The sequence below is a fragment of the Rufibacter psychrotolerans genome (assembly GCF_016924645.1).
Taxonomy (GTDB): Bacteria; Bacteroidota; Bacteroidia; order Cytophagales; family Hymenobacteraceae; genus Nibribacter; species Nibribacter psychrotolerans.
In genome coordinates, this window is sequence record NZ_JAFFJV010000015.1 from 190,787 (window position 1) to 216,045 (window position 25,259).

The following is a 25,259-nucleotide window of genomic DNA, read 5'->3' on the forward strand; positions in this document are numbered from 1 at the left end:
CTTCAACTAGTTAGTAGCTCCACAGGCTGTACTCAAACTCAATCAACTCTTCCATTGCTTGCTGAGCAGCCAGCAGACCTTTCTTACCGGCGCCGTACACCTCTTCTAAACGCTCATCATTCACGTTAGAAACTTTGGTGATGTAAGAGCTGAACAGCCATAGGTCAAACGCATCGGCCAGGTTCTTGTGCTGGGCATCGTTCTGCTGATTGAACCAGATTGCCTCGTCTGGGTGCGCTCTGAACACTTTCTCCAGGTCGCTGTACTTGAAAGAGGCAATTGGCTTCTCAAAGCCCAGGTTGTTGTACCGCGCAGGCATGATCAACGTGATGGCCTGAATGTCATGGTACAGTCTTGAACGCTTCTTGTCAAACACCACGTCTTCCTTAATCTCCAGCTTATACAGCTCGTTAGGAAGTAACTCATTACCGGTAGCTACGGCGGCAGCAGGAGCGGCCGTTGACTTAGTGTTGGTCTTAGTGGTGTTCTTCTTAGGCGCAGGAGTTCCCCAGCCATCGTCATTGCCCCATCCGTCATCGGCAGCGGCAGGCTGGTCAAAACCGGCAGCTTTCTCGGCCTCGGTCAAACCACCAGAACCGGTGTTGGTAGGGCTCAGGTTCGTTAAGAATTCCTGGGCAGAAATGGGCGTGTTCAACGTATCAGAACGGTAAGCCTGCAGTTCTCCGCGCTTAACGGCATCGGTAATCAACTTTGTGATCTGCTTGCCGGGCGAGAACATAGGTTTGTTCTGCTTTTCGCGCAAATCTACCGCTCTCCAGACTGTCTTCTTGAACATCACATCTGATGGTGGAATTGGTCTGGCCGATGGGTTGGCTGCCGCCGAGGTAGTCATTAATTGCTGTGCCTGCTCTGATTGCTTTTGTAGCGCCTGCTGCCGCTCTAGCTCTTCCTGACGTGCTTTCTCCGCCGCCGCCTGAGCCGCCGCATTTTGCTGCGCCCTCTGCGTAGACGTAGTTGACTTTTTAGTAGTGCGCTTTTGCGCCGTACTAACCACCGGAATGCTCAGCAAACCAGCTAAACCCAACACAATTAACTTCTTCATGATACTAAAAACTTACTAGTTAAGCTGGAATGTGATACTTGAATTGTCAGAAGGCACAACTTCTGTCTGATCACGATAGTTCATTCTACGGATCTCTCTTACGTCAATCGCAATTCGATCGCCAGGACGGGCCTGCGCCGCCAGGTTACCTAAGCTCACGTTAGGTCCGGTTCCTTGCACCTGACCCACCGGACGAGCACCGCGTACTAAGTATACGGTATACTGCGTAACTCTGTAACGGGCATCTTTAGGCAATTGGTTTTTGAAGCTTTCGTCTGGGATAGCTTGTACCGTTAACGTACGAGGACCAGGAGAAGGCATTCCTTTCACCACATCTACCGGACGGCCATTGGCTAACGCTACCACCCTAGGTCTTGGCACCAGTTTCACCGTGAAATCCTGTGATCCAATTGGGTTTCCGCCGCTGCTCACGTTCAATTTCACTTGTCTTGACGTTGGAATGATGGTCAGGAAGCCCTTCTTAGCCCCTTTTACCACGGTAGCACCGCTGGCAGAGAAAGAAGGATCATACGTGGCCCCCAAGGCAGGAACCTGGATGTTCAGTTCATTGCCGCAGTTGAAGTACAGGGAGTTGATAGAGGCAGACTGGATCTGCATTACCGGCTTGGCAACTACGTACTCCTGGGTAACTGTGAAAGTGGTATCACGTCCGTTTGCCTGACGGAAACGAACCTGTCCTTTCCAGGTTTTCTTGGCATTGCCTTCGGCATCATAGTTACCAGCAGTGGCGGTGAATTCTATCTGGCCTTTGCCGTTCTTCACGCTGATTGGTCTGCCGTCTACCGTCATGGTAGGGGTAACCGCATCTGAGGAAGCAGCCAGGAACATTTCGGCTTTGTATTTGGTACCAGCCGCTACTGTCTTAGACTCAGCACTGGCCATGGCGAAGATGTTCTCAAACTTGATGATATCAGCTCCCACTTTCTGCGCCAACTGCGACAGGGTTTCGGCTTCGTACTTCAGAACTTCAGATTCCATCTGGGCCAACGTAGCCAAGGCTGCTACAATTGGGGTCTCCTCAAAGTTGATCTCGGCGAAGTCTTTTTTACGCTGGGTCTTGTTTTTCTGCACCCTAACGTCTTCTTCGCCGCTCAAGGCAAGTTTAGCCGGGGCATTGGGGTTGTACTGGCGCAGGAAAGCAGCATAGCTGTTCAGCTTTTTCTCCAGTTCATAGGCCTTACCGCCTTTGCCAGGTCCACCAATCATGAGCATGTTTACCCGCTCATTGTTCTCAGGGTTCTTGTATCCGCCGGTTTCCGGGTCTTGTCCGCCCGCTTCTTTCACCAACGCCTCGCGCAATCCGCGGATATACGCTACCATCTGGTTGGTTTGGTTTCTGACTGCTTCAGCGTTTTCCACCACCCGTACGTCTTGCGGGCGATTGCCAGACTCATCTACCGTTGCTTTGATCCCCGACAGTACTCCGCTGTTGTCCTTGTTCGTTTTAGTGTTAACAGTGGTTAAGCTGTCATCAATAAACTGAAATTTAAGGAGTATTGCGGAACTAACATTCAATGCCAACATAGCAGTAAGCACGAGATACATCATCCCGATCATCTTCTGCCGTGGCGTTTCTCTTCCTCCAGCCATATTTCCTGGTCTAGCTTTTTAAATTAAAGTTAAACGATTGGGTTAGTATATAATAGGAATGGCAGGGATTAACCTCTCATGGCATTTAACATGTTGCCATACACGTTGTTCAAAGAATGCAGGTTCTTGGTCAGGTTGGTTACCTCTTCTTTGAATTGCTCAGTTTCACGGCTCGCCTGCGTAAGGTTCTCCATGGCGTTAGTGATGCTGCCGTAGAACTTGTTGATAGACTTCAGGTGGTTGTTGGCATCCTGCAGCTCCATCTCATATACCGCGTTCAAAGCGCCCAAGTTCTTGGTTACCTGCTGTACCTGCGCGTTATAGGCTTGAGTATCGGCAGTGGCGTTGGCCATTTGCGTCACGGCCTGTAACGTAGCACCGTATGCTTCGTTGATTTTGTCCAGAGAGCCAGTGGCAGTTCTTACCCGGGCAGCATACTCTTTGGTAGCTACGGTGGCATCTGTCAGGTCAGCAATCTGGGAAGTTGTCTCGCTCAGTCTGGTCAAGCCCTGTCCTAAAGAACTGATAGTGGCAGGAGTTACATTGGCATCGCGCAGCATTTTGTCCAGGTCACCGGTGATGGATGGACCAGCTGGGTTGGCCGCTGCTACCGTTGGAAGCGGGCCATCATAATCATCGCGCAACTGCGGATATACACGCTCCCACTCTGGCTCATGCGGCTGTGGCTGGAATGCACTCAGGAAGAAGATGAACGCCTCAGTACCAAGACCCACCATCAACATAATATCTGCCGGGCCTATGTGCAAGATTTTGAATAAAGCTCCAAGAATTACAATTGCGGCACCAATACCATAGATTTTGGGCATTAATACATCCCAAAGAAAGTTGCCTTTAGCCTTGCTCATTGTTAAACTGATTTAGATTGTAAGAGTTATTAGTTAGTAAATTGCTTAGTTAGTGCTTATTATGTGTAGTAAGGCTTAATTTAAATTGAAGTCTGAGGAACGTCCAATGTAAATCATTGCGCTGCGGAAGCCAATGTATGAGCGGGCAGAATCTTGGTATTCAAAGTTACGAACGCCGGTTTCCAGGAAGTGGGCGATGTCTTTCCAGGAACCGCCACGCACAATCTTCCGGGGCTCATTGTCATTGTAGTAGGTAGGGTTCAAATCCCACACAATTGGAACAGTAGCCTCTGAATAAGCATCTTCACACCATTCAGCCACATTTCCTGACATATCATATAAACCGAAATCGTTAGGGTAATATTGCCCAACGGGAGCAGTATATGTAAACCCATCGCTGTAATAATCGCCACGGCCTGGTTTAAAGTTCGCGAGCATACACCCTTTTGCATTGCGCAGGTAAGGTCCACCCCACGGGTACGTGGCCAGGTCACGTCCACCGCGAGCGGCGTACTCCCACTCTGCCTCAGATGGGAGACGGAAGCTTGGCATAGGCGCCATTCCGTTCTCAACGTTATACGTGTTTTTGTGCTTGGTTCTCCAGCTGTTGAAGTATTTGGCCGCAAACCAATCTACTCCCACCACCGGGTAGTCATCAAACGCCGGGTGAGAATAGTAATACTCCATCAAAGGGTCACCCATGTGGTAGGTGAAGTCTTTCACCCAAACAGTGGTATCTGGGTATAGCTGCGTCATCACAAACTCTTCGCCCAGGATATCCAATGAGTCTTGCCGGATGGCATCCATGAACTGGCGGTACTCGTTGTTGGTGATCTCGGTCTCATCCATGTAGAAACCACCAATGGTTACCTGCTTGTTCATGTTAGACATACTAGCCGCTATGTCCTGGTCTGTCTGTCCCATATGAAAAGTACCACCCGGACAAGCCACCATTCCATAGGGAACCTCCTGCGGATTGAACTCCGGGCGATCTTCAGCCCCGATCACATCTCCCTGAGAATCTCTTCCCATACCACAACCTGCCATTAAGACTGCGCTTAAAGCAATGGCAGAAAACTGTAAAAACTTAATCATATTCTTGGACTTGAAAATAGCGTTCCCGCTTAGCTTGTATGACTTTGACTATAGCAAATATATACCCCAACTTCAAAAAACAAAACTAGTGTTTTTTCTTGTACATCAATACGCTAACGCCGCAAAGAAAAAATTATTTTATCTAATAATTAAATCCCTAATCATTAGCAGCATGCAGAATACTTAAAAGTTGGTAGTTAGAAGAAGTAACGAGGGGTTCTGATTGGGGGTTTTGTATTATTTCTAGGCTTTGGCAGCCTGTAGCCAAGCATCACTTCATGTGACGTTGCGCTTTTGGCGTTAGTTCCTACGGCGGTATAATCAAAAGCGTATCCAAAGCTCAATGCATTATCTTTTAACAGATACACACCTAACATACCAGTGATCGCCTCCCCGAACCTGTAGCCGGCCCCGCCCCAGAACTTGTCATTGAACGTGGCCCGACCACCGGCTTCAAATGAGGTTACCCCGGCATTGATATCCTGCTTTAGCAGTACCGTAGGAGTTACGGCTATAACGTCAGAAAGTTCTATTTCATACCCTCCGGTCACCATCAGGTGCTTCTCGCCGGTTACCGTGCCATAGTTCCCGTTTCTGCTCTCATTCTCAAATTCATAGGTGGCCCCCAGGAGGTTCGTGATTCCGGCTCCGGCGTACCAGTTATCGTGCTGGTACCAAAGGCCAGCCCCCAGGTCAAACTTACGGTCTGAGCTGTTGTTGGGCACCCGCACATCCCCCGCGTCATTAGGACGGTACCCGCCCTTGCTCATGTTGGTGAGCCCTCCCTGGAGGCCAACCCCCAGGATTCCTCCGCCTACGGAGAGATGGTAAGAATAGGCCAGTTGCGTATAGAAGACATCCACCGCCCCAATCTCATCTTTCATCACCACTAAGCCTATGCCGCTTTTAAGCGCTGAGATAGGAGCCGACACCGTGAACAAAGCCGTTCTGGGAGAGCCGCCTGCGTCAAACGTGCCGTCATACCCCAGCCACTGGTACCTGTAAAGCACATTCAGTTCCGTTTGCCCCTTTATGCCGGCGTATCCCGGGCTTATAAACTGGCCGTTAAAACCATAATGGCTAAACTGCGGCAACTGCTGTGCCTTGGCCAGCAGGGGGAACAAAAGCAATAGGAAGAGGACCAGGTTGCGATAATTGTGCATCATTGACAGCATGTATTGCCCTTGCTTACCCAAGGGCGATTTGGCAAAAGCTAGTAAATTGTCTATTAACCTCCAAAGGCAACCTCAATATACAAGCCTTAGCCATGCTACGCACAAATAAAAGAAAGGTAGTTTATCTTTTACTTTTTCTTGGAATGTTGTTGGATATATACCTCAATTGCCCCCGTCATGGAAGGAGCATTTGGCATAGGAGCCTCAATATCCAGCTCTAGTCCAGCATCGCGCACAGCCTGGGCTGTAGTTGGCCCAAAAGCAGCTATCCGGGTATCGTTCTGTTTGAAATCAGGGAAATTCACAAACAGAGAATGCACGCCAGAGGGACTGAAGAAGGCAATGCAGTCGTACTTCACCTCCGCCAGATCAGACAAATCTGACGCAACGGTTTTGTACATGGTTGCTTCCGTGAAGTTAAACCCATTGGCCCGCATAAATTCCGGAATGTCTTCCTTTCTGATGTTAGAGCAAGGGTACAGGAACTTCTCGCTCTTGTGCTTCTTGAGCACATCAAAAAGGTCAGAAGCTGTTTTTCCGCCAATAAATAGTTTCCGTTTTCTGAGAACGATGTATTTCTGCAGATAGTACGCGGTCTGGTCTGAAATACAGAAATACTTCATCTCGGCGGGCACTTCTATTTTTCCTTCGGCGCAGATGCGGAAGAAATGGTCAACGGCGTTGCGGCTGGTAAAGATCACGGCGGTGTGATCCAGGATGTTGATTTTCTCCTTCCTGAAATCTTTGTAGGAAACAGGCTCAATCTCTATAAAGGCCCTGAAATCTACTTTAATGCCGTACTTCTCAGCAATGCTCAGGTACGGTGAATTATCATTTGCCGGCTTTGGCTGCGTGACTAGAATACTAGAGATTTTCTTTGAATGTCTATCCGCACCCAACACTTCTTTACCGTCAGCCATGTTTAGAAGGTAGTTTTAACAACTTATAGTCTAAGATCTGTTAGAATTCCGGTCTGAGGACAAGCTATACAAAAACAATAAGTTTTAGTAGAATCATCAGCGGAATCACTTCTGTGGCGCAAAGGTATGAAAATAAATGTAGATTTTTAAGGGAATATTTTTTGTTAACGGTATGGAAAGTCCTGAACATGGTAAACACCAGCAAGCCCGTAATACTAACGTTGGCGATCCAGTAAATGACCCCCGGAATTGAATTCCATAACCCCAAGTACAGCAGCAATATAAGCGGCAAAAACACCCCTAAACTCAACAGCGTACGCAGAAACTCACGATACTGCGGCAACACCATTTCGCCCACGCCAAAGATGAATCCCATCAGTTGCAGGAAGAGGTATTTAAAAATCACAAACAGGAAGATAATCAAGGTATAAAGCAAAATCTTGGAGACAAGATCTGCCTGCGTGGCGGCAAACAACTGGCTCAGCAGCGCAAGGTCTTCCAGGTTGGTGTGAATGGCGACAATCAGCAGGGCAAAGGACAGGGAAAAAGCCAGCACAAACAGCACGCTAGACCAGTTGCCAATGGGTTTTGCCAATAATCCTCCCTCCAGGGTAGAGAGCTTGGTGAAGTTGCTCCACCTGAAAATACTGGCGTAATCTGAGTAAAATGTCATGCGGAGGGCTCCATAGATCAGGCCCACCACTACCATAAAAAAAACCAAAGCGCTCCGGTGCACATCGGGTTGCTTAGGAATGGGCCGGTACGCCGCGTTTGCCTGGGCGTTTATTGGCACCAAAGATTCCTGCGGCACCCTAAAAGAAGGATAATTGGGCTGCTGGTCAGGGTGCCAAATAGAAAGCAGATGCCGCTTGCCCGGCTTGAGGTGCGCAGCCAAATCCAACGTGTAGCGGGCGGTGGAATCAGCCACAAAAATGAGCCGGTTGTCTATGAAAAGGCAAAGTTTCTCGCGGGCGGCAAACTCAATGCGTGGGTTTGTGAACTTATCTAAGGTCACCCATTGGTACAAGGCCTGGTGTTCTTCATGGTACTCAGGCAAATACGGCACCAACTGGTTCTGTGGGGCATGGTAAATCATCCAGTCTGCGGAGAGCAATGGCTTTAACGGCACCGGTTGCCCTACAGCGCCCCCGCACCAAAGCCAGAATCCTATTACCAGCCCCCAGAAACGCATGCCCTAGCTACTTACCGTAGATTTAGACTTGGTAGAATACTGCCCTAAGACCGCGCTTAACACCACTGAGAAGCCCAGCAGGCACAGCAACAGGTTAAGGTTACCCCAATGGGAGAAGTTAAATACAAATAAGATCACCAGCACATTGAGTAGCCCCAGAATCACCACCGTAGATACCTGGCTGAACCCCATGGCCAGCACCCGGTGGTGGATGTGGTTCTTATCCGGCGCAAAAGGAGACACACCATTCAACACCCGTATGAGGGAAACCCTGATGGTGTCAAAAAGCGGCACGAACAACACCCCCAGCGCCACCGCCGGCGATGAAGGCACAAAGCGCATCTCTATAAACTGAATAGCCATAATGGAGACCACAAACCCGCAGAGCAGCGAACCGGTATCGCCCATAAAGATTCTTGCCTTATAGAAGTTATACCGCAGGAAGCCCAGCAAGCCCCCAATCAGGCAAACTGCCACGCCTGCGTAATTAGAGTACTGGTCCAGGTGCGCATACCAGAAAAAGAACCCGAAGGTAGATACCACTATGGTGACAATGGTTCCGGCCAGGCCATCTAGCCCGTCAATAAGGTTAATGGCGTTGGTAATGCCCACAATGGTGAAAAACGTAAACCCATAGCTCAGCCCATCGGGTAGTTCATTAATCCCGAAAATGCCCTGGAAGCTCGTCACCCGGATGTCGGCGATAAACATGACCACCCCGGTGGCCAGCACCTGCATGAAGAATTTCTTGAAAGCCGAGATAGACACCAAGTCATCTTTGAGCCCCCCGAAGAAAAGGATAACGCAACCGGCCAGCACCTGCTGCACCCCGTTAGACAAATCGCCGAAGATGGTGAGCGCCGACATAAACCCCGCAAACACGCCCAAGCCCCCCAGGCGCGGCGTGAGCGAAACGTGCACCGTTCGCTTGTTGGGTTGATCCAGAATATTCTTCAGATGCGCCACGTACACAATGGACGGGATGGCAAACAGTGCAATAAAGAAGGACCAGCTAAATGAGAGTAGATAAGTAAAGAATTTCATGCCATGTCTTATGTTTAAAAGGCTGACAGGAAGCAACTGCCGCCTGTATTTCGCTGAGCAAAGCCCAGTGCCACCTAGGAGTGCAGCACCCCTTCTTTTTCCAGGATAGAAATATGGATCAGGTTCTCTTCCACCACGCTGCCGGGCACAAACAGGAACCGCTTGTCATGGATGTTACGACCCACGTAATAACTAACCCAGAACTCATTGGTGATATGGAACAAACTTGGGTCAATAGGCTCCACCTGCATGGCCGTTTTAGGCCCTACCTGTTCAAACATGTGCCGCAACACAGAGGTCTTCACCTCCTGGCCCTCGTACTCGCCGTATCCTTTGGAGGAGATGAGCACGTTGTCCAGGTAAAAATCATTGTTGTTGATAAAGTACACATTCCATTCTTCCTGCGCAAGCGCATTCACTTCTCTTGCAATAGCAATGGACACCCCCTCTACCTGATGGAAATCTATGTCTTTCTTCATGTTTAGTGTTGCTGCACCAGCATCTTTGCGTCAAACAGTTCTTCAAAATGACGGAGGAGTTTCTCCTCCACTTCGGGCAAGGGCACGGCGCGGCCCAGTTCCTTCTCCAGCGAAGTTACCGCCTTGTCTGAGATCCCGCAGGGGACAATGTTGCCAAAATAGCCCAGGTCTGTGTTCACATTGAGGGCAAGCCCGTGCATGGTCACCCACCGGCTGCATTTCACGCCCATGGCGCAGATCTTCCTAGGGTTGCGCTGCTCCTCAAAGTCCAGCCACACTCCGGTTAGTCCTACTATACGACCGGCCTGCAAGCCATAGTCTGCCAGGGTTTTAATCACCGCCTCCTCCAGAAGCCGCAGGTACTGGTGAATGTCGGTAAAGAAATTCTCCAAATCCAGGATGGGGTAGGCCACCAACTGGCCAGGACCATGATACGTAATGTCGCCCCCTCTGTTTATCTTATAGAAGGAGGCCTGCTTTGCCTCCAAGCCTTGTTCATCTAACAGCAGATGCTCTTCATGCCCGCTCTTGCCCAGTGTGTAGACATGCGGATGCTCACAAAGCAGCAAATAATTAGGAGTGGACAGCTTAGCATCATCTGGCAAGGCTCGGTTGCGGGTTTTCAGGTCCACAATGTCTTTCAAGAGCTTCTCCTGGTAATCCCAGGCCTGCTGATAGTCTACCAGACCCATTCTCTCAAAAACGATTTCCCTGTTCTGTTTCATGGTCTTGTCGCGTCCCTCCTCTATCATTAATCATATTTTCCCTTTCAGCGCTGTATCCTATTTGCCCTATACAAGAAACCTACTCTTCACGTATAGAATGATTTGCAAAAAGAATTCTGTGCAAATTACTCATTAAACCAGCACCTACCAAAAATGGCGTACAATACTCACTTAGGTCAACTGGGCGAAAGGGCGGCGGAGGCTTACCTCACGGCCAAGGGTTTTACGGTGCTAGAAAGAAATTATCGCCATAAGCGCGCCGAAGTAGACCTGATAGTGGCCAAGGAAAAACTGCTGGTGCTGGTAGAAGTAAAGACCCGGAGCACCTATGCGTACGGCTTCCCGGAGGAGGCCGTCTCGGCCCGCAAGGAAGCCCTGCTGCAGCTGGCGGCCGACCATTATGTAGAGCAGCACCAGTGGCGGCACGAGGTGCGATTTGACGTGATCTCCATTCTCTGGAAGAACGGGCAGCCCGATCTTGTGCACATTGAGGACGCTTTCCATTGAAGACCACCCAACGCTCCCACAGAAACCTCCCGCCTTAGCCTGGCAGCGCACCAAAAGCAAAACCCGTTTGGGGGCTGTTTTCTGGGAAACAGCCCCCAAACGGGTTTATCATCAAAAATAACCTTTTAAGGAGGGAGGATCAGTCCTTTTTCTCAAACACCAGACTCCCATGCCGGTCATACTGCTTCACCAGCACCGGCTCCATCTTGGGGTCAAAGGCCGACTCAGGGTACTGGAACTCAAACTGCCGGCGGCCCCTGAAGTCATAGAAATTGATCCAGGTGCCCACTTTCCGGCCTTTGTCGTACATGCCTTGCCACTCCAACTGGCCGTTCTCATAGAATTTGTAGTACTCGCCCTGCACCTGACCGTACTGATACGGAATCACTTCCTTAATCTTGGTTTTGGCGGCGTCATAGTACGTGATCACGGCGTCGCGCAGGAAGCCTTTCTCATAGTGCACCTTCTGGGTGAGCGTACTGTCTGGCCTGAACGTTTCCCAGCGCAGGTGTTTGGCTCCTACGTAAAAGTAGCCTTGCTCTATGACCACATCACCCCGCTTTTTGGTGTAGGGACCGTGCAGGATGAGCATTTGCGTCTTAGAGGGATCAAGGGTGGGCGACCTGAAGATTCGGCGCTTCTTTACGTCAAAGAAGTGCTTGTCGCGCACGTACGGGTTGGGGTCTTTGTACTCGCGCAGGTAATAGAACGTCTCCACAATCTGGTTTTTGCCTTTTCCCTGACGGGCAAACCCCTTCTTCACCCGATAACCGAAGTAGGTCTTCTTCTTTTTGGGCTCCTTTTTCTTGTCTTTCTTCTCTTTCTTGGCCGCCTGGACACTGTCTGTGGCAGCGGTGGCCAAAGAAGGCGCAGAAAGCGAATCAGTGAGGGCAACCGAGTCAACCGGGTTTACATCCAAGCCCTGGTCTTTTTGCCAGAAGAAAAGCTTCTTTTTCTCCTTCCCGATGACTTGGGCCTGTGCTTTCTGGTGCGCCCCCCAAAGCATGGCGGAGCAAAGGAACAGCACCTTCATCAAAGTTCTCATTTCACCCATAGCAGATGTCTACTTTCTGAATCTTGCTTATAACGTTTTTACCCGTTCAATTGGTATACCGCACCCTGTACGCACAGCCATGCGCCAGGAGTTGCCGTACGTGAAGAACAAATCACGCTAAATAAAATTCAGATTCGGCGGTTTTTCACCTGTTTTTCTGAAATCAAGCAAAAAACCACTATCAGGCCCGGTTGTAAGGCTTGGAGCGGGAAGAGACAAAACAGAACGGCTTACAGCGAGCTGGCTAGCGGGGCAGGCTCAACGGCCACCCGCACCAATCCCTGGAAACCTTTCTTCCCCAGATCCTGACGGGCCTGCTCGGCGGTGGTCTTGGAGACAAAGCGGCCGGCTAAGATGCGGTGCACCTTCTGCCCGTTCACGGTCTCTTCAACCAAGACAATGGGCATCTTCTGGTACAGCTTGCGCAGCTTCTCCACCTGAGCCGTAGCGTAGGCCAGATTCCCGAAGGCTCCGGCCTGCACCACATACACCTGGGTTTGCGCCAGGGAAGGAGTAATAGGCGTTGGGTTGGTAGCAGTTGCGGTTGCCGGAGTTGGGGGGGCAGTAGCTTTAGGGGTCTCCGCAGCTTCTTTGATGGCTTCTGCCTTGGCCAGGGCCAGTGCTTCTTCCTTGGCAGCCTGCTCTGCTCTGGCTTTCGCTCTGCTGGCCAGGAACGCCTCGGGCAATTCCACCACTTCCACGGTCACATCGGCCAGGCCGTCTTTGCGGTAGTGGATTTTGCGGGCGGCGGCCTCAGATAGGTCTATGATGCGGGCTCCCCTGAAAGGACCGCGGTCGTTGATACGCACTACCACGCTCTCGCCGGTAGCCAGGTTGGTAACTTTTACTTTGCTGCCTAAAGGAAGTTCATTATGCGCGGCCGTAAGCTTGTGGCGGTTGTAGATTTCCCCGCTGCTGGTGGGTCGGCCATGGTATTTGGCCCCGTACCAAGAGGCCAGTCCGTTTTGCTTATCGCCTACTTCCTGCCCAAAGGCGGCTGGCGCAAAGCTGATGAAAAAGATAAAAAGAACGGTAAGCGCATTGTAAATTTTCAGTTTCCCCATTTTAGGTTTTGTTGGTGGAACATCAATTTCAAGGCGACAAAATTAGGGCTAAATTCCCTCATGTCAAGCCGCCCGCCGTTGAGCACATGGTTTACACTCTACTAAAACTCATTAAAACAACATTATTTTTATTAAATATCCAAATTTGCAAACCTGCAGTATAACTTAATTTACAATTCATGGTATGCCAGATTTCCTATTCATCAAGAAGAAATTTTCTACCAATACAGGCAATAAAAGCCGATTTTCTTCCCTAAATTGGATTAAAATGACATACCTGCTTTATCGCCAAATCCTTAGAAAAATAGAAACCGAAAAATAAAAATCTATTTTTTCTGAAAAATTTAGCTGAAGGCCTAAAAACAGAGGCAATTGCCTACGAATTTAGCAGTTATATATAAAAAACAAAATATTTATACACCATGGATTTCGGACGCCTGCCAGACATCAGCAAAGTAGACTTCAGCCTGCCCGTAGACCACCCGGGTACCGCCCACGTCTTGGCCCGTGCCCAACGGCCTACCCGCCCAAATCTGTACCTGGGTTGCCCTACCTGGACCAACAAACCCTGGATAGGCACGTACTATCCGGCCGGAGCCCAGGATGCCCAACTACTCTATTGGTATGCCCGGCAATTCAACACGCTGGAAATGAACACCACCCACTACCGCATTCCAGATGCCACCGCTATTCATAGATGGAAACAGGCAGTGCCTCCGGGGTTCGTGTTCTGCCCCAAGCTGCCCCAGGTCATCAGCCATGATCAACTCCTTCAGAATGCCGGGGAACCCACCAAGCTTTTCTGCGATGCCATCTTAGGGTTAGGTGAAAGCCTGGGCATGGCCTTTCTGCAGTTGCCGCCTTTCTTTGGGCCTGAAGATTGGCCTATTCTGGAGCAGTACCTTATGAACTTTCCGCCAGAAGTACCTTTAGCGGTGGAGTTCCGGCACGAGAACTGGTTCAAGGAATCGGCCGTGACGCAACGGGCCTTCCAGACACTAGAGGAACGGCAGATTACTACGGTGATCACCGATGTAGCCGGAAGAAGAGATGTGCTACACATGCGCCTCACCACGCCCGTAGCCATGGTACGGTTCAACGGCCACGCCCTGCACCCCACCGATTACACCCGCCTGGATGCCTGGGCCGACCGGTTGCACCAATGGCTGGAGCAGGGGCTGCACACCGTGTACTTTTTTATGCACCAGAAAGAGATCATGGATGCCCCACCCGCCTTGGTGCACCTGATGGATAGACTGGAGAAACACACCGGTTTGGCTTTACAGCGGCCCAAAAAGGTGCAGCAATACATTCAGGGGCAACTTTTTTAGACTGGCACTCAGAGCCTTCGGCTTACTCGTGAAAAAAATAAGAGGAGAAATGCAACCATGGGCAGTCTGCCTGAATCTTTCAGAGAAACACGCCACTAAACCCCTGTTTACTATGAAACCAGCGTTACCCTTCAGGAATCTGTTCGCCAAAACTGGCCTTCTTCTTGGGTTCCTTGCCCCCGCCCCCCTCTTTGCCCAGACCACCGTGCCTTTGCTGCACGCCCCCAAAGACACCGTAGTACTCACTATAAAAGAAACCAGGTTCAAGCATACTTTTAAGGTAAGCGAAGCGGGCCGGGAGAAACTGGTGCGCATCAGCCCTAACAACCGGCCTAACTTCATGCACGTGAATACCGGCAAAGACAGTTTGGCGGTGAAATACCAGAACAATCAGCGGGAGCGCTTCAGAGTCACCAACGGCAAAGACACCATTAGCCTGGTGTTTTCTTATTTCACGCCGCCCGCCTATTCAGAACTGAACAAGAAAGCCACGGAGCAATACCACAAGAAGAATTACCAGGAGTCTATCAACCTGTACCAACAGGCTTTGGCGGCGGAGCCGAAAGGTGCTCACGTACGCAACACCTACTACAACATTGCCTGTGATTACGCCCTTATGGGCCAGAAAGAGCAAGCTCTGCAGAACCTGGAGAAAGCGGTGGCAGCCGGTTACAAGAACCTGTCTAACATGCGGCGCGATTCTGACCTGGAAATCCTTAAAAAAGACAAACGGTACCTAAAGCTGGAAAAGCAGCTGGAGAAACAGCAAGCCCACTTAGGCAACCCAGACAATGTGCAGCTGGTGACCACTGACGTGCACAACTTCTGGAAAGCCTATGACCTGGCCGCCAAAGACCCGGCGCGTCAACAGGAGGTATTTGAAAAGGAATATTTTGCGAAAGCATCCGTTGGGCTGCAGGACTACTTTGAGTTTAAGATTGGCTCTCTGGAGCTGTTCCTGAATAACCTCAACAACAAGACGGCCTTTTTCCCGGCCATAAGAAAGAACACGCTGCAGGTAGACGCCATGAAAGCCGATATCTACAAGAGTTTGCATAAGATGAAGGAGCTGTATCCGGCCTCTACGTTTCCCAACGTGTACTTTGTGATCGGACGCTACAATTCGGCGGGCACCGCATCAGACAACGGGCTGCTGATTGGCATTGACCAGTTCTCAAAATCTGATGATGTGCCGCTGCATGAGCTGAACCTTTGGGAGCGCAACAACTACAACTCCGTGCAAAACGTGCCACCACTCATTGCGCATGAGCTCATTCACTTCATTCAGACAAACAAATCTGATACTACGCTGCTGGCTGGCGCTCTGACCGAGGGAATGGCCGATTTCATTGGGGAACTGATTTCCGGCGTGAACATCAACAAGCGCCTCCATACCTTCGGCAATCCTCGCGAGAAAGAAATCTGGGAGAAGTTCAAAGCCGAGATGTACCTGAACCGCTCCAAAAACTGGATTGCCAACGGCGGCCAGGAACGCCCCGACTGGCCCGCTGACCTGGGTTACTACATGGGCTACAAAATCTGCGAAGCCTACTACAACAAGGCCACGGACAAGAAACAGGCCGTGAAAGACATTCTGGAGATCAAAGACCCTAAAGCTTTTTTTGAGCAAAGCGGCTACGCCGATAAGTTCACGAAGATTTAGTTCTGGTTCCTCCAGAAAATACAAACTGCTGTTTTGGGCCGGCTCTCCTGAAAACAAGCTTAAAACAGAAGCCACCGTTGAGACCTCACAGGTTTTGAAAACCTGTGAGGTCTTTTCACTGAGCAGGATTCTCAGGATGGATATAATTTTCAGGATTGGGCAGGAGCGGAAGTTGGCACAGACACTCGTAGGTCCGCTGGACACTACGAGGTCTTTTGAGCAGGCGCTTTTGGCTTCTTTCCTGTAAAACAGGCTAAAATCACACTATGGCGCGGGGGTTGAGTTCGGGTGGAAAAGTTTAAATGAACGGAAGGTAACAAAACCGCTGTAAAAAACCAAACTCGGCCGCGTATTTTACTTCCGTGACTAAAGATTAAAAGTCACGGAAGTAACTTCCGCGCCATGGCAAGTATTGGAGGAACTGAGGGCAATCCTTAAAACTGAATGTGAAACGTAGTTACCCCATCAGGGCCGGTTTGCAGGGTGAACCTGAAGCCGTGGTGCAGTAAGATCTCGCGCACCATGGTGAGCCCGATGCCCTGCCCGTTGGCTTTGGTGCTGAAGAATGGCGAAAACAGCTTCTCCTGCACCTCGGGGGAGATGGCTTGCCCGTTGTCTTGGATCAACAATTGAGGGGGCGAAGCGATGGTCTGCACTTTCACCCATCCTTCCGGCTCCGTGGCTTCCAAGGCATTCTTCACCACGTTGATGAGCACTTGCTCCATCTGCTGTACATCCATAGCGATAGGCGGCACGGCTTCGGCCAAGTCCCACTGCCAACAGACTTGTTTCCGCTCAAAGCTGGGCAGCATGAGCCGGTGGATGCTTTGCAATAGTTGGTGCAGATCAGTTTCGTGCTTGGTGGGCGGCGGGATTCGGACTACATTGGCGAAATTGGCCATAAAACCCGCCAGGTTCTGGTTACGGGTGATGCAGACCTGCAGCGCCTCGTCAAAATCAGGGCGGGTGTCTTCGTTTAGCTGCGGCGCAAAGTAGGAGAAGGAGTTAAGGATAGAATTGACCGCCCCAATAGAATTGTTGATCTCGTGCGACATCATCCTAATCAGCTTTTCGTAGGCATTGCGCTCTTTCTCCAGCAGCTCCTGCGTGAGTTCTTCCACCAAGATGAAGTAGCGGTGATAGCCTCGGTCCAGGAAACGAATTTTGCGGCAGCGGTACGTCTGGATGCCATTGGGCCGAATGATGCGCTGCTCGTCTTTGGGCAGTTTGGGCAAGGAGTTTCCCCAGTGGTGCGGCAGTTCTGTCAAGGGTTTGCCTACCATATTCTTCCCTGAGGTCTGCAGCAGCGTGGCGGCCGCGGGGTTCAGTCCGGCTACGCGGTCGTGCGTGTCCAGCAGGATGATGCCGGAAGGAGAGGCCTCAATCAGGCGTTCCAGCAGGAAATGCTTTTCAGTTTGCACCACGCGTTCCTGGCGCAGCTCGTCCATCATCTGGTTGTAAACACTAATGAGCTGGTCTACTTCTTTTTGGCCCGTTTCCATGAATTTGATGGAAAAATCGCGATCCTTAATGGACTCAATGCCCGCCGCGATGAGGTTGAGCGGCCGCACAAAAGAAGTGTACAGCTTAGACGTGAGAAAAATGCTGGAAGCAATGAGCACCTCGGCGGCCACAAACAGCCATTTGTTGTAGTCCAGCAGTTGCCAGGCCAGCACCACCAGCGCCACGTGCAACAAGACCGCCGCCAGAATAAACTTATTCCGCAGCGTCATACGGGATGTTGAACTTCTCCAGACGGCGGTACAAAGAACCCCGACTAACGCCCAGGGCCTTGGCCACTTTACTCACATTGTTGTTGTAATAGGCCATGGATTTTTTGATCATGCCGGCCTCCAGTTCATCCAGGGTCATGGCACCCACCGAGGGCAGCAGTTTCTCGTCCAGTTTTTTGGAACCGCCCTGTAACTGATTCTGGAAATCCTCCACGTCCAGCAGGCTCTTGCCGCTCACCAGCACCGTTCGCTCCACCAGATTCTTCAGCTCCCGGATGTTGCCCGGCAGCGGCTGTTCGCGCAGCCATTTCAGGGCTTTGTTGCTCACCTGCAGTGCCTGTTTGTGGTAGGTGTGCTTGAGGTTGTTCACGAAATGCTGCACCAGCAGCGGAATGTCTTGGGGGCGCTCGCGCAAAGCGGGCAGCTTCACCGTAATCAGGTTGATGCGGTAATACAGATCTTCCCGAAACTTGCCCTCGGCTACCATTTCCTGCAGATTGCGGTTGGTGGCGCAGATCACCCGTATGTCCAGGTTCTTGGAACGGCTGTCACCGAGGACTTCGTAGGTGCGGTCCTGTAGCACGCGCAACAGTTTCACCTGGCTGCTCAGATCCAGCTCGCCGATCTCGTCCAGGAAGATGGTGCCTTTGTTCGCCATCTCAAAACGGCCTACGCGGTCGGTCTTGGCATCGGTGAACGCGCCGCGGCGGTGCCCGAACATCTCGCTCTCAAACAAGCTCGCCGAAATTCCGCCCAGGTTCACCTTCACAAACGGCGCTTTCTTGCGGTGGCTGTTCCGGTGAATGGCCTCGGCGATGAGTTCTTTGCCCGTCCCGCTGTCGCCTTCAATAAGCACCGAAGCATCCGTAGCACTAATCTGCCCGATGTTGCGGAGCACCTGTAACAACCCCGGGTCTTCGCCCACAATCATGGAAAAATCGTACTGCTCGTCCAGCTGTTTGCGAGTCAGTTTGCCGTTAAAACCTTCTGTCAAGGGCTTGGCTAGTTCCAGCGCCGTTTTAATGGATTGCAGCAGCGCCTCGTTGTTCCAGGGTTTGGTGATGAAATCGGCGGCACCGCCTTTAAGGCCTTCCACCGCCAGGTTAATGGAACCCCAGCCCGTAATCAAGATCACCGGCACGGCCGGGTACAGCTGCTTCAATTGGCTTAACAGACGCAGGCCATCCTCGCCGGTGGTTTCCATGGAGAAGTTCATGTCCATTAGGGCTAGTTGCGGCATTTGTTTGGCCGCAACTAGCAGCGCCTCCTCGGGTCCGGCGGCCTGGGCCGTAGCGTAGCCGGCTTGTTTGAGCAACAAACTTAAAGAAGCCCGTACGGCTACATCATCGTCAATAATCAGGATCATGGGGTCTTAGAGCGGGTAAGTGAAGGTAACGTTTTTAGGCCGTTTTTGAAATAGTAAGCGAGAAATGGATTGGGCAGAGATACTCGTAGGAGCGGCGCACACTACGAGGTCTTTTTCTGTAGGAAAACCTGTGAGGTCTTGAAGACCTCACAGGTTTTTGCGTTTAGCGCCTGATTTCTGAAATACAAGCGTTATTCCTCATGCAAGGCCACGGCCGGGAAGATCTTGGAAGCCTGATAGCTAGGATACACCGCGCAGATAGTGGCCAGCAGGAAGATCAGGAAGGCGGCGGCTCCTATGCTTTCCCAGTAAATGGAGGCCGAAAGCTGAAACACCTGCAGCAGCGGGAATTGCACCGCCAGCACCAAACCCAACAGCAACCCGAAGGTGGCAATCACCAGCACTTCGCCCACAAACTGGTTCCGAATCTGTTTAGATGAGGCGCCAATGGCTCTGCGCAAGCCGATCTCGGCGTAGCGGCGGTTGATGTTGTACCACAGTACCCCAAACAAGCCCAGCGCCACGTTGAAGACCAGGAACCCGCACACCAAGCCCAGAGCCACCATAGGCACGGTGGTTATTTTGGCTTTGCTTTGGCGCATTTTCTCCTGCGTGGTCACCTCAATGGTCCAGTCTTTGGCAATGCGCGACAGTTCCCGCACCATTTTCTCCTCAAAGGCTACGCCCGCGCCGGGCTTCACTTTGATGACCAACCCGTTCCAGATAGAGTTTGTGTTTTTGCCCAGATTGATCCGGTGGAAATACGCGGCTTCCTCGGGGTCAAACTCGCTGTAAGAACGGTAATGGTCTACCACCCCAATGACGGCATACTGGGTAGAATCATTGATGGGGATGAGTTTACCAATAGGATTCTCCTCGCCAAACAGTTCTTCCTGTAGCTTTCTGTTAATCACAATGGGAACATGTAAGCTGGCATTGTCTTGTGGCCCGAACCATCGGCCCTGACTCACCTCCATGCTCATTACATTTTTATAATCATCCTGCACATCAAAGACGCCGGCTTCTACATCCTTTTTACCACCGTAAGACAAGACATTGTTCATCTGGCTAAACGCAAACGGGGTATTGGAATTGGAGAGCGAGGCATATTCCACCTCGGGGAAGCTGCGCACCCGCTGAATCAACTGCTGCTGCACGGCCAGGTTATGCGCCGATGAATCAGTATTGGGATTCAGCCACAGTTGCCACACGTTGTCATATTTGAAGCCCAGCGGCTTGGTGTAGTTATGGTAATTGTAAAAGATGAAACTAAGCACCGCGAAGAGCACCAGGAAGGAAAAGAAGATTTCGGTGATCAAGAGGAAGTTGCTTTTCTTCTGATTCCAGATCAGTTTAAACAGATGGCGTATCATTTGGAGCCTCCTTTCAGTGCCTCAACGGCGTTTAAGCGTGACATTTTAAAAGCGGGGTACACCCCGGAGACCAACCCGAACACAAGGCAGAGCAGCAAGCCCCAGGCAAATACCCGCAGGTTCAGCCCCAAAGAGGCGTAGGCAATGATGCCGCTGTCGTTGATCATCTCCAGCACGGCCGCCGAAATCAGGAAGCCTAACATACCGCCCAATAGCGTGAGGAAGATATTCTCCACCACAAACTGCCCGATGATGGTTTTGGAAGAAGCCCCAAACGCTTTGCGCACTCCAATCTCAGAAGACCGTTCCATGATGCGGCTGATGTTAATGTTCACCAGGTTGATGGTGGGCAGCAGCATGAACAGAAAGGCCGCAAAGGCAAAAATACCATATAGCATAGCTGATTTATCCGTTTTTCCGCCACCCATGAGGCTGCGGGCAAAGGTCCCGAAGATATCATCGGCGAAAGAAAACACTTCCTGCACTCCCTCCGGCTTGCTGTTCTTGTTCACCTGTAGCATCATGGAAGCGAATTCCTCCTTGATCTTGGGCACATCGCTGGCCTGCTTGGCTTTGATGGTGGCAAAGTAGGTTCCTTTCAGACCGGTACGTTTGAAATCCTGGCTCTTGAGGGTGATCGGCACCCAGACATCGGCGTAGGAATGCAGGCGCAGCACCGGCACGTCTTCCACCACGCCCACCACTTTGTATTTCACCTGGTCTACCTCAATGGTTTGACCCACGGCCTCTTTGTCCCCGAAGTAGTTCTTGCGGGTGTTTTGGTTAATCACGGCCACGCGGGTGGCATTGTCCACTTCCTGCGTACTGAACGGCCGGCCTTCTATGAAATTGAAATCCAAGATGTCCCAAAAGGCGGCATCGGTGTGTTTCTGGTCTAGGGTCAGCTTTTTGTTGTTCACGTAGCTGTTCACCGAGGTAAAGACGGAGTTGATGGAAACGTTCTCCGGCGTTTTCAGAGGCCGCACGAAGCGGTTCAAGAAATAGTAACTGGGCGGACTGCTGTTGGTATAGCCTTCTTTGAACTGCTCCCGCATGTTGTTCACAAAAAGCAGTTTGTCAGATTCCCGCTCCGGCATTTGCGGCCCGAAAGCATGGTCGTAAAGCGAGGTCACCACCATGAGCACCATCAACGTGAAACTGATCCCGAAGAGGCTGATGAAGGTGAAGAACTTGCGGCGTTGCAGCACCGCCCAGGCAATTTTCAGATAATTTCTTAACATGGCCGTACAAGTTAAATCTGGGCTTCTAGTACTCTGGAATCTGCCACTTGCTGCCCGTCAAAGAACCTGATGAGGCGGTTGGTTTTGAGGGCCATGTTCTCGTCGTGGGTCACCATCACAATGGTGGTGCCTTCTTCCTGGTTCAGGCGCAGCAGAATGTCCATGATCTCGTCACCCATCACGCTGTCCAAGTTCCCGGTAGGCTCATCGGCTAAAATAATCTCCGGGTTTCCGGCTAGGGCCCGGGCAATCGCCACCCGTTGCCGCTGCCCACCCGAAAGCTGATTTGGAAAGTGTTTGGTGCGGGCGCTCAAGCCTACTTTCTCCAGTGCTTCCAAAGCCCGCTTCCGCCGCTCACCACCCGATACCTTGCGGTACAGCAGCGGCAACTCCACGTTATCCACCACACTTAAGTCATGAATCAAATGGTAGCTCTGGAACACGAACCCAATCTTCTCGTTGCGCAGCTTGGCCAGCTTGCTATCTGAATGCGTTTTCACCGGCTGACCGTCAATGGCCACGTACCCGCTGGTAGGTTCATCCAGCAAGCCCATGATGTTGAGCAGCGTGGATTTTCCGCAACCCGATGGCCCCATGATGGAGACAAATTCCCCGCGCTCCACCTGCAGGTTTACGCGATTGAGAGCTACCGTTTCAATGGTCTTGGTGCGGTAGACTTTTTCGATGTCAATTAACTGTATCATAGTTATAATGTGCTAATGCGTTAATGTGCTGATGTGCTATTCTTCAAGTTGATGCCACTTCTTCTTTGGACCTATTTTCCGGAAAACAGGCTTTAAACGGTTAGTTTCTTTTTCGTCCCCCTTTGAAGGGGGTAGGGGGATGATGTACTCGTGCTGATTGATCTTTCCCGAGATTCGTTTTGAATTACTTGGTGGTTATTGTTCATGGTTCTTCTTCCGTCTTTGTCATCCCCCTACCCCTTCAAAGGGGGACGCAATGCGTGTTTCCTGATTTTGATTCACTTTTATGAACCCAGCCCTAAAACAGCTTGCTACTTCTCGGCGAGGAGCGGTTGGCCGCGTTCGAAATCATATAAAGTAAGCGCCCGAAGTCTATAGTAGGCAACCCAGAAGTCTTGGAGGGCGGTGATGTAGGCCCGGCGTGCCTGGTCTTTTTCCTGCAGGGCAATATTCAGATCGGTGATGCTGATGCGGCCCACCAGGAACGTGGCTTTGGTGATGTCGTAGCGTTCCTGCGCGATGGAGTCTGCCGAGGCGGTGATCTTGAGGCGTTCCTTCAGGAGCTCGATCTGGTTCACCTGTGTGTAGACATTTTGCTCAAAGTTGGTCTGCTCCTGCTCCACGGTGTACTGGGTGAGTTGCAGCTTGGCCTCAGCGGTTTTCACGTTAGCCTTCTGCCGACCCCAATCCACAATAGGAACGCTAAACCCGAGGGTCACTTGCTGCTGGTTCTCAGGTTGGGCATAACTCTCGGCGAACTTATTAGCGCTTTTGGTCAACCCGAAGGTGGCGTACAGATCGGCGTTGAAACCGCCCTTGCCACGGGCCTCGGCTACTTGCTGCTGTGCTTGCAACACCCGGCGCTCAAATTGGAAGCGTTCCTTGCGGTTTAACCGGGCTTGGTCCAGCGCAAGTTGCTCTTCTACCTGCAGCTCCGGAACTACGTTGGGAGCTTCCACCGCTACTTTCTCGCCTAGCAGCAAGCCCACATAGGCCGAGAACTGCATGGCTACGGTTTTCAACTCGGTGGCGGCTTGGGCTTGGGCCAGTTGCGCATTCATCAGACTAAGTTTCAGTTGCAGCAGCTCGTTTCTGGACAAGCGGCCCAGCCGATGCTTTTCCTCCGCCACTTTGAACAGCGCCTGGTTGTTTTCCACGTTCTTGGTGGCTATTTCGTAGTTCACCTGTTGCAGCAGTACCTCAAAGAAGCGCTGGGTAGCGGTAGTGGCCACGGTCTCGCGGTCTTCAATGAATTGGCGCTCAGACTCGCGGTAGCGCAGCGGCTCGATCTTCTTGTCCCAGGCCAGTCGGTTGTACCCGAAGATGGGCTGCCTGAACCCGATGATGGCCGGAAAGGTGTTGTAGCGCCGCAAACCTTGGTTGAAGTCATCAAAGCGCTGGCTCTGCGAGGACACAAAGAACTGCCCGCCCGTTAACCCCACCGATTGACTCAAGGACAGAGACAAATCTGAATTGCTGATGGAAACGGCCCGGAAATCAGTGGTTCCATCGGGCTGAATTACGGGGATGATGCTGCGGGAGAAATCGGGCAGCGTGCCGCTTAAGGTCAAGTGCGGACGATAATCTGCTCTAAAGGTGCGGTACTCCCAGTAGCTGCTGGTCTTGTTGGTGGCCGCCTGCTTGCTGGCGATGGAAGAGCCGAGGGCCAGGTCAATGGTTTCTTGCAGGGTCAATCTGCGGGCGGGTTCTAGAGCAGCTGAAGTCTGGGCCTGCGCTACCGTTCCCAGCAGAATATTCAGGAACACTATATATAATAGAGTGGTTTTCATGATCGGCGGCCGTTAATCATTGGTGAGGTGCAGTTCTTCCAGGTGCGCGTACTCCTTGGTGTTGGAGATGATGACCTTTTCGCCGGCGGCAATGTCACCCTGCAGTTCCACAAAGTCCAGGTTATTGGCCCCGGTGCGCAGCATCCGGCGGACGGCTTTATCGCCCTGCATCACAAACACGGCCTGCTCTGGGGTTCCGGTGAAGAAAGGACCGTTTTTCACGCGCAGCACATTGGGCCGGAAATCAGTGAGGACAAACACTTCTACCCGTAGGTTGGAGCGCAGTGCCTGGTGGTTTTTCTCCTGCAGCCGCACGTAGAAGGTGATGATGCCGTTCTCCACTTTAGGCTGCACGTTCGCAATCTCGCCGCGCAGATCGGTCTCATTGATGCGCACGGTCACAGGGCCGCCTACTTTCACTTGCTCGGCATAGGTGTCAGGAATGGTGGCTTTGATTTTGAAGCTGCTCAGGTCGGCCACCCGGGCCACGGGCTCACCGGCATTCACGGTGGCACCTACTTCTTCATTTACCCAGGTCACCACGCCGGAACGGGGCGCTTTGATATCAGCTTGGGCCAGTTGGCGCTGCAGTTGGCCAATGTCGCGGCTCTGCATTTCCAGTTCAAACCCCACGGCTTTCATACCTATTTTAGCGGTTGCCTGTTCGTCCTGGATCTGGCGCTGCAGCTGGGTTAGTTCCAAAGTGGCAACTTTCAGGTCCAGCTCGGCTTTCTTCACATTCTCCTGGGTGCCGCCGCCAATGGAGAGCAGGTACTTTTCATCATCCAGGGCAGCTTGCAGGCTTTTCACTTTCACTTCCTGCACCGCGTAGCGGGAGCGCAGTTGGTTTACATTCTTCTGCAGCGTGTTCTCCAGCTCGGCGGTTTTGTTCTGTTTCAGTTGGCGCTCATCGCTGAGTTTGTCAAAGGCAGTTTGGGAGGTTTGCTTGTCCAGCTGCAACAGCGGCTCGTTGGCCGATACGCGATCGCCGGGGGTGTGCAGCACGCGCTCAATCTTGGCCAGGATAGGACTGGCAATGACTTCTTCGTTCTCGGGCACCACCACGCCGGTAGCGGTGAGGGAGGCTTCTACGGCGCCTACTTCTACCGTAGCCACGCGCAGCTCAGATTTAGCGACTCTGGTTTGAAGCACTGACCGGAACGCCAGCACCCCCAACAGCACGGCCACCACCAGGGCACCCACCTGCCAAAAGCGGCGGCGCTTGGATTTTTGTACTAGGGCTTGGGGTATTTCTCTATCCAT

Annotated in this window: 22 protein-coding genes; 3 read left to right on the forward strand and 19 right to left on the reverse strand. The window is 51.6% G+C overall.

The annotated features are described in order from the left end of the window. Positions 1-10: 10 nt before the first annotated feature. From porN to lipB, 10 genes are all read right to left on the reverse strand, one after another. Positions 11-1,063 (reverse strand): type IX secretion system ring subunit PorN/GldN, encoded by a 1,053-nt coding sequence (gene porN / locus JT718_RS15220; protein WP_240337116.1) that lies wholly within the window; start codon positions 1,061-1,063, stop codon positions 11-13. A gap of 15 nt (positions 1,064-1,078) precedes the next feature. After that, complete coding sequence (gene porM, locus JT718_RS15225) at positions 1,079-2,674, reverse strand: type IX secretion system motor protein PorM/GldM (RefSeq protein ID WP_205503566.1); 1,596 nt, start codon at positions 2,672-2,674, stop codon at positions 1,079-1,081. A gap of 68 nt (positions 2,675-2,742) precedes the next feature. Further along, complete coding sequence (gene porL, locus JT718_RS15230; RefSeq protein ID WP_205503567.1) at positions 2,743-3,540, reverse strand: type IX secretion system motor protein PorL/GldL; 798 nt, start codon at positions 3,538-3,540, stop codon at positions 2,743-2,745. Positions 3,541-3,615: 75 nt separating this feature from the next. Beyond that, positions 3,616-4,635, reverse strand: a complete 1,020-nt coding sequence (gene porK / locus JT718_RS15235; RefSeq protein WP_205503568.1) for a T9SS ring complex lipoprotein PorK/GldK — start codon at positions 4,633-4,635, stop codon at positions 3,616-3,618. A gap of 197 nt (positions 4,636-4,832) precedes the next feature. Continuing rightward, on the reverse strand, positions 4,833-5,801 hold the full coding sequence (locus JT718_RS15240) for a PorP/SprF family type IX secretion system membrane protein (protein ID WP_240337117.1): 969 nt from the start codon (positions 5,799-5,801) through the stop codon (positions 4,833-4,835). A gap of 137 nt (positions 5,802-5,938) precedes the next feature. After that, positions 5,939-6,730: a uroporphyrinogen-III synthase gene (locus JT718_RS15245; protein ID WP_205503569.1), complete on the reverse strand. Its 792-nt coding sequence runs from the start codon at positions 6,728-6,730 to the stop codon at positions 5,939-5,941. Positions 6,731-6,794: 64 nt separating this feature from the next. Continuing rightward, positions 6,795-7,844 (reverse strand): DUF4271 domain-containing protein, encoded by a 1,050-nt coding sequence (locus JT718_RS15250; RefSeq protein ID WP_205503570.1) that lies wholly within the window; start codon positions 7,842-7,844, stop codon positions 6,795-6,797. A gap of 81 nt (positions 7,845-7,925) precedes the next feature. Beyond that, entirely contained in the window at positions 7,926-8,966 is a 1,041-nt protein-coding gene (locus JT718_RS15255) for an MraY family glycosyltransferase (protein ID WP_240337118.1), read from the reverse strand. Between the two features lie 74 nt (positions 8,967-9,040). Continuing rightward, a complete protein-coding gene (locus JT718_RS15260) occupies positions 9,041-9,445 on the reverse strand; it encodes a hypothetical protein (protein ID WP_205503571.1) in 405 nt (134 codons plus the stop codon). 2 nt (positions 9,446-9,447) lie between these two features. Next, positions 9,448-10,197 carry a lipoyl(octanoyl) transferase LipB gene (lipB, locus tag JT718_RS15265; RefSeq protein ID WP_240337119.1) on the reverse strand — a complete coding sequence of 250 codons (750 nt, stop codon included), beginning with the start codon at positions 10,195-10,197 and terminating at the stop codon, positions 9,448-9,450. Between the two features lie 126 nt (positions 10,198-10,323). Between lipB and JT718_RS15270 the strand changes: the two genes are divergently transcribed. Continuing rightward, positions 10,324-10,677 (forward strand): YraN family protein, encoded by a 354-nt coding sequence (locus JT718_RS15270; protein WP_205503572.1) that lies wholly within the window; start codon positions 10,324-10,326, stop codon positions 10,675-10,677. 139 nt (positions 10,678-10,816) lie between these two features. Here the strand turns inward: JT718_RS15270 and JT718_RS15275 are convergent, their stop codons facing one another. Together JT718_RS15275 and JT718_RS15280 are read right to left on the reverse strand one after the other, a co-directional pair. Beyond that, positions 10,817-11,731 (reverse strand): toxin-antitoxin system YwqK family antitoxin, encoded by a 915-nt coding sequence (locus tag JT718_RS15275; protein WP_205503573.1) that lies wholly within the window; start codon positions 11,729-11,731, stop codon positions 10,817-10,819. Between the two features lie 230 nt (positions 11,732-11,961). After that, positions 11,962-12,795 (reverse strand): septal ring lytic transglycosylase RlpA family protein, encoded by an 834-nt coding sequence (locus tag JT718_RS15280; protein ID WP_205503574.1) that lies wholly within the window; start codon positions 12,793-12,795, stop codon positions 11,962-11,964. Between the two features lie 422 nt (positions 12,796-13,217). On the opposite strand from JT718_RS15280, the gene JT718_RS15285 reads away from it, so the two are divergent. Together JT718_RS15285 and JT718_RS15290 are read left to right on the forward strand one after the other, a co-directional pair. Further along, complete coding sequence (locus tag JT718_RS15285; RefSeq protein ID WP_205503575.1) at positions 13,218-14,126, forward strand: DUF72 domain-containing protein; 909 nt, start codon at positions 13,218-13,220, stop codon at positions 14,124-14,126. Between the two features lie 112 nt (positions 14,127-14,238). Further along, positions 14,239-15,789 carry a tetratricopeptide repeat protein gene (locus JT718_RS15290; RefSeq protein ID WP_205503576.1) on the forward strand — a complete coding sequence of 517 codons (1,551 nt, stop codon included), beginning with the start codon at positions 14,239-14,241 and terminating at the stop codon, positions 15,787-15,789. A 434-nt stretch (positions 15,790-16,223) separates the two neighbouring features. Here JT718_RS15290 and JT718_RS15295 read toward each other — a convergent pair whose 3' ends face one another. The 7 genes from JT718_RS15295 to JT718_RS15325 form a co-directional block, all read right to left on the reverse strand. Then, a complete protein-coding gene (locus JT718_RS15295; protein WP_205503577.1) occupies positions 16,224-17,522 on the reverse strand; it encodes a sensor histidine kinase in 1,299 nt (432 codons plus the stop codon). Beyond that, positions 17,506-18,888 carry a sigma-54-dependent transcriptional regulator gene (locus tag JT718_RS15300; protein WP_205503578.1) on the reverse strand — a complete coding sequence of 461 codons (1,383 nt, stop codon included), beginning with the start codon at positions 18,886-18,888 and terminating at the stop codon, positions 17,506-17,508. Before JT718_RS15300 ends, JT718_RS15295 begins: the two co-directional genes overlap by 17 nt. A 191-nt stretch (positions 18,889-19,079) precedes the next feature. Further along, positions 19,080-20,261: an ABC transporter permease gene (locus JT718_RS15305; protein WP_205503579.1), complete on the reverse strand. Its 1,182-nt coding sequence runs from the start codon at positions 20,259-20,261 to the stop codon at positions 19,080-19,082. Further along, a complete protein-coding gene (locus JT718_RS15310) occupies positions 20,258-21,502 on the reverse strand; it encodes an ABC transporter permease (RefSeq protein WP_205503580.1) in 1,245 nt (414 codons plus the stop codon). Before JT718_RS15310 ends, JT718_RS15305 begins: the two co-directional genes overlap by 4 nt. A gap of 11 nt (positions 21,503-21,513) precedes the next feature. After that, positions 21,514-22,206 carry an ABC transporter ATP-binding protein gene (locus tag JT718_RS15315; protein WP_205503581.1) on the reverse strand — a complete coding sequence of 231 codons (693 nt, stop codon included), beginning with the start codon at positions 22,204-22,206 and terminating at the stop codon, positions 21,514-21,516. Between the two features lie 311 nt (positions 22,207-22,517). Further along, positions 22,518-23,996, reverse strand: coding sequence for a TolC family protein (locus tag JT718_RS15320; RefSeq protein WP_205503582.1), 1,479 nt, complete (start codon positions 23,994-23,996; stop codon positions 22,518-22,520). Between the two features lie 12 nt (positions 23,997-24,008). Continuing rightward, on the reverse strand, positions 24,009-25,259 hold the full coding sequence (locus JT718_RS15325; RefSeq protein ID WP_205503583.1) for an efflux RND transporter periplasmic adaptor subunit: 1,251 nt from the start codon (positions 25,257-25,259) through the stop codon (positions 24,009-24,011).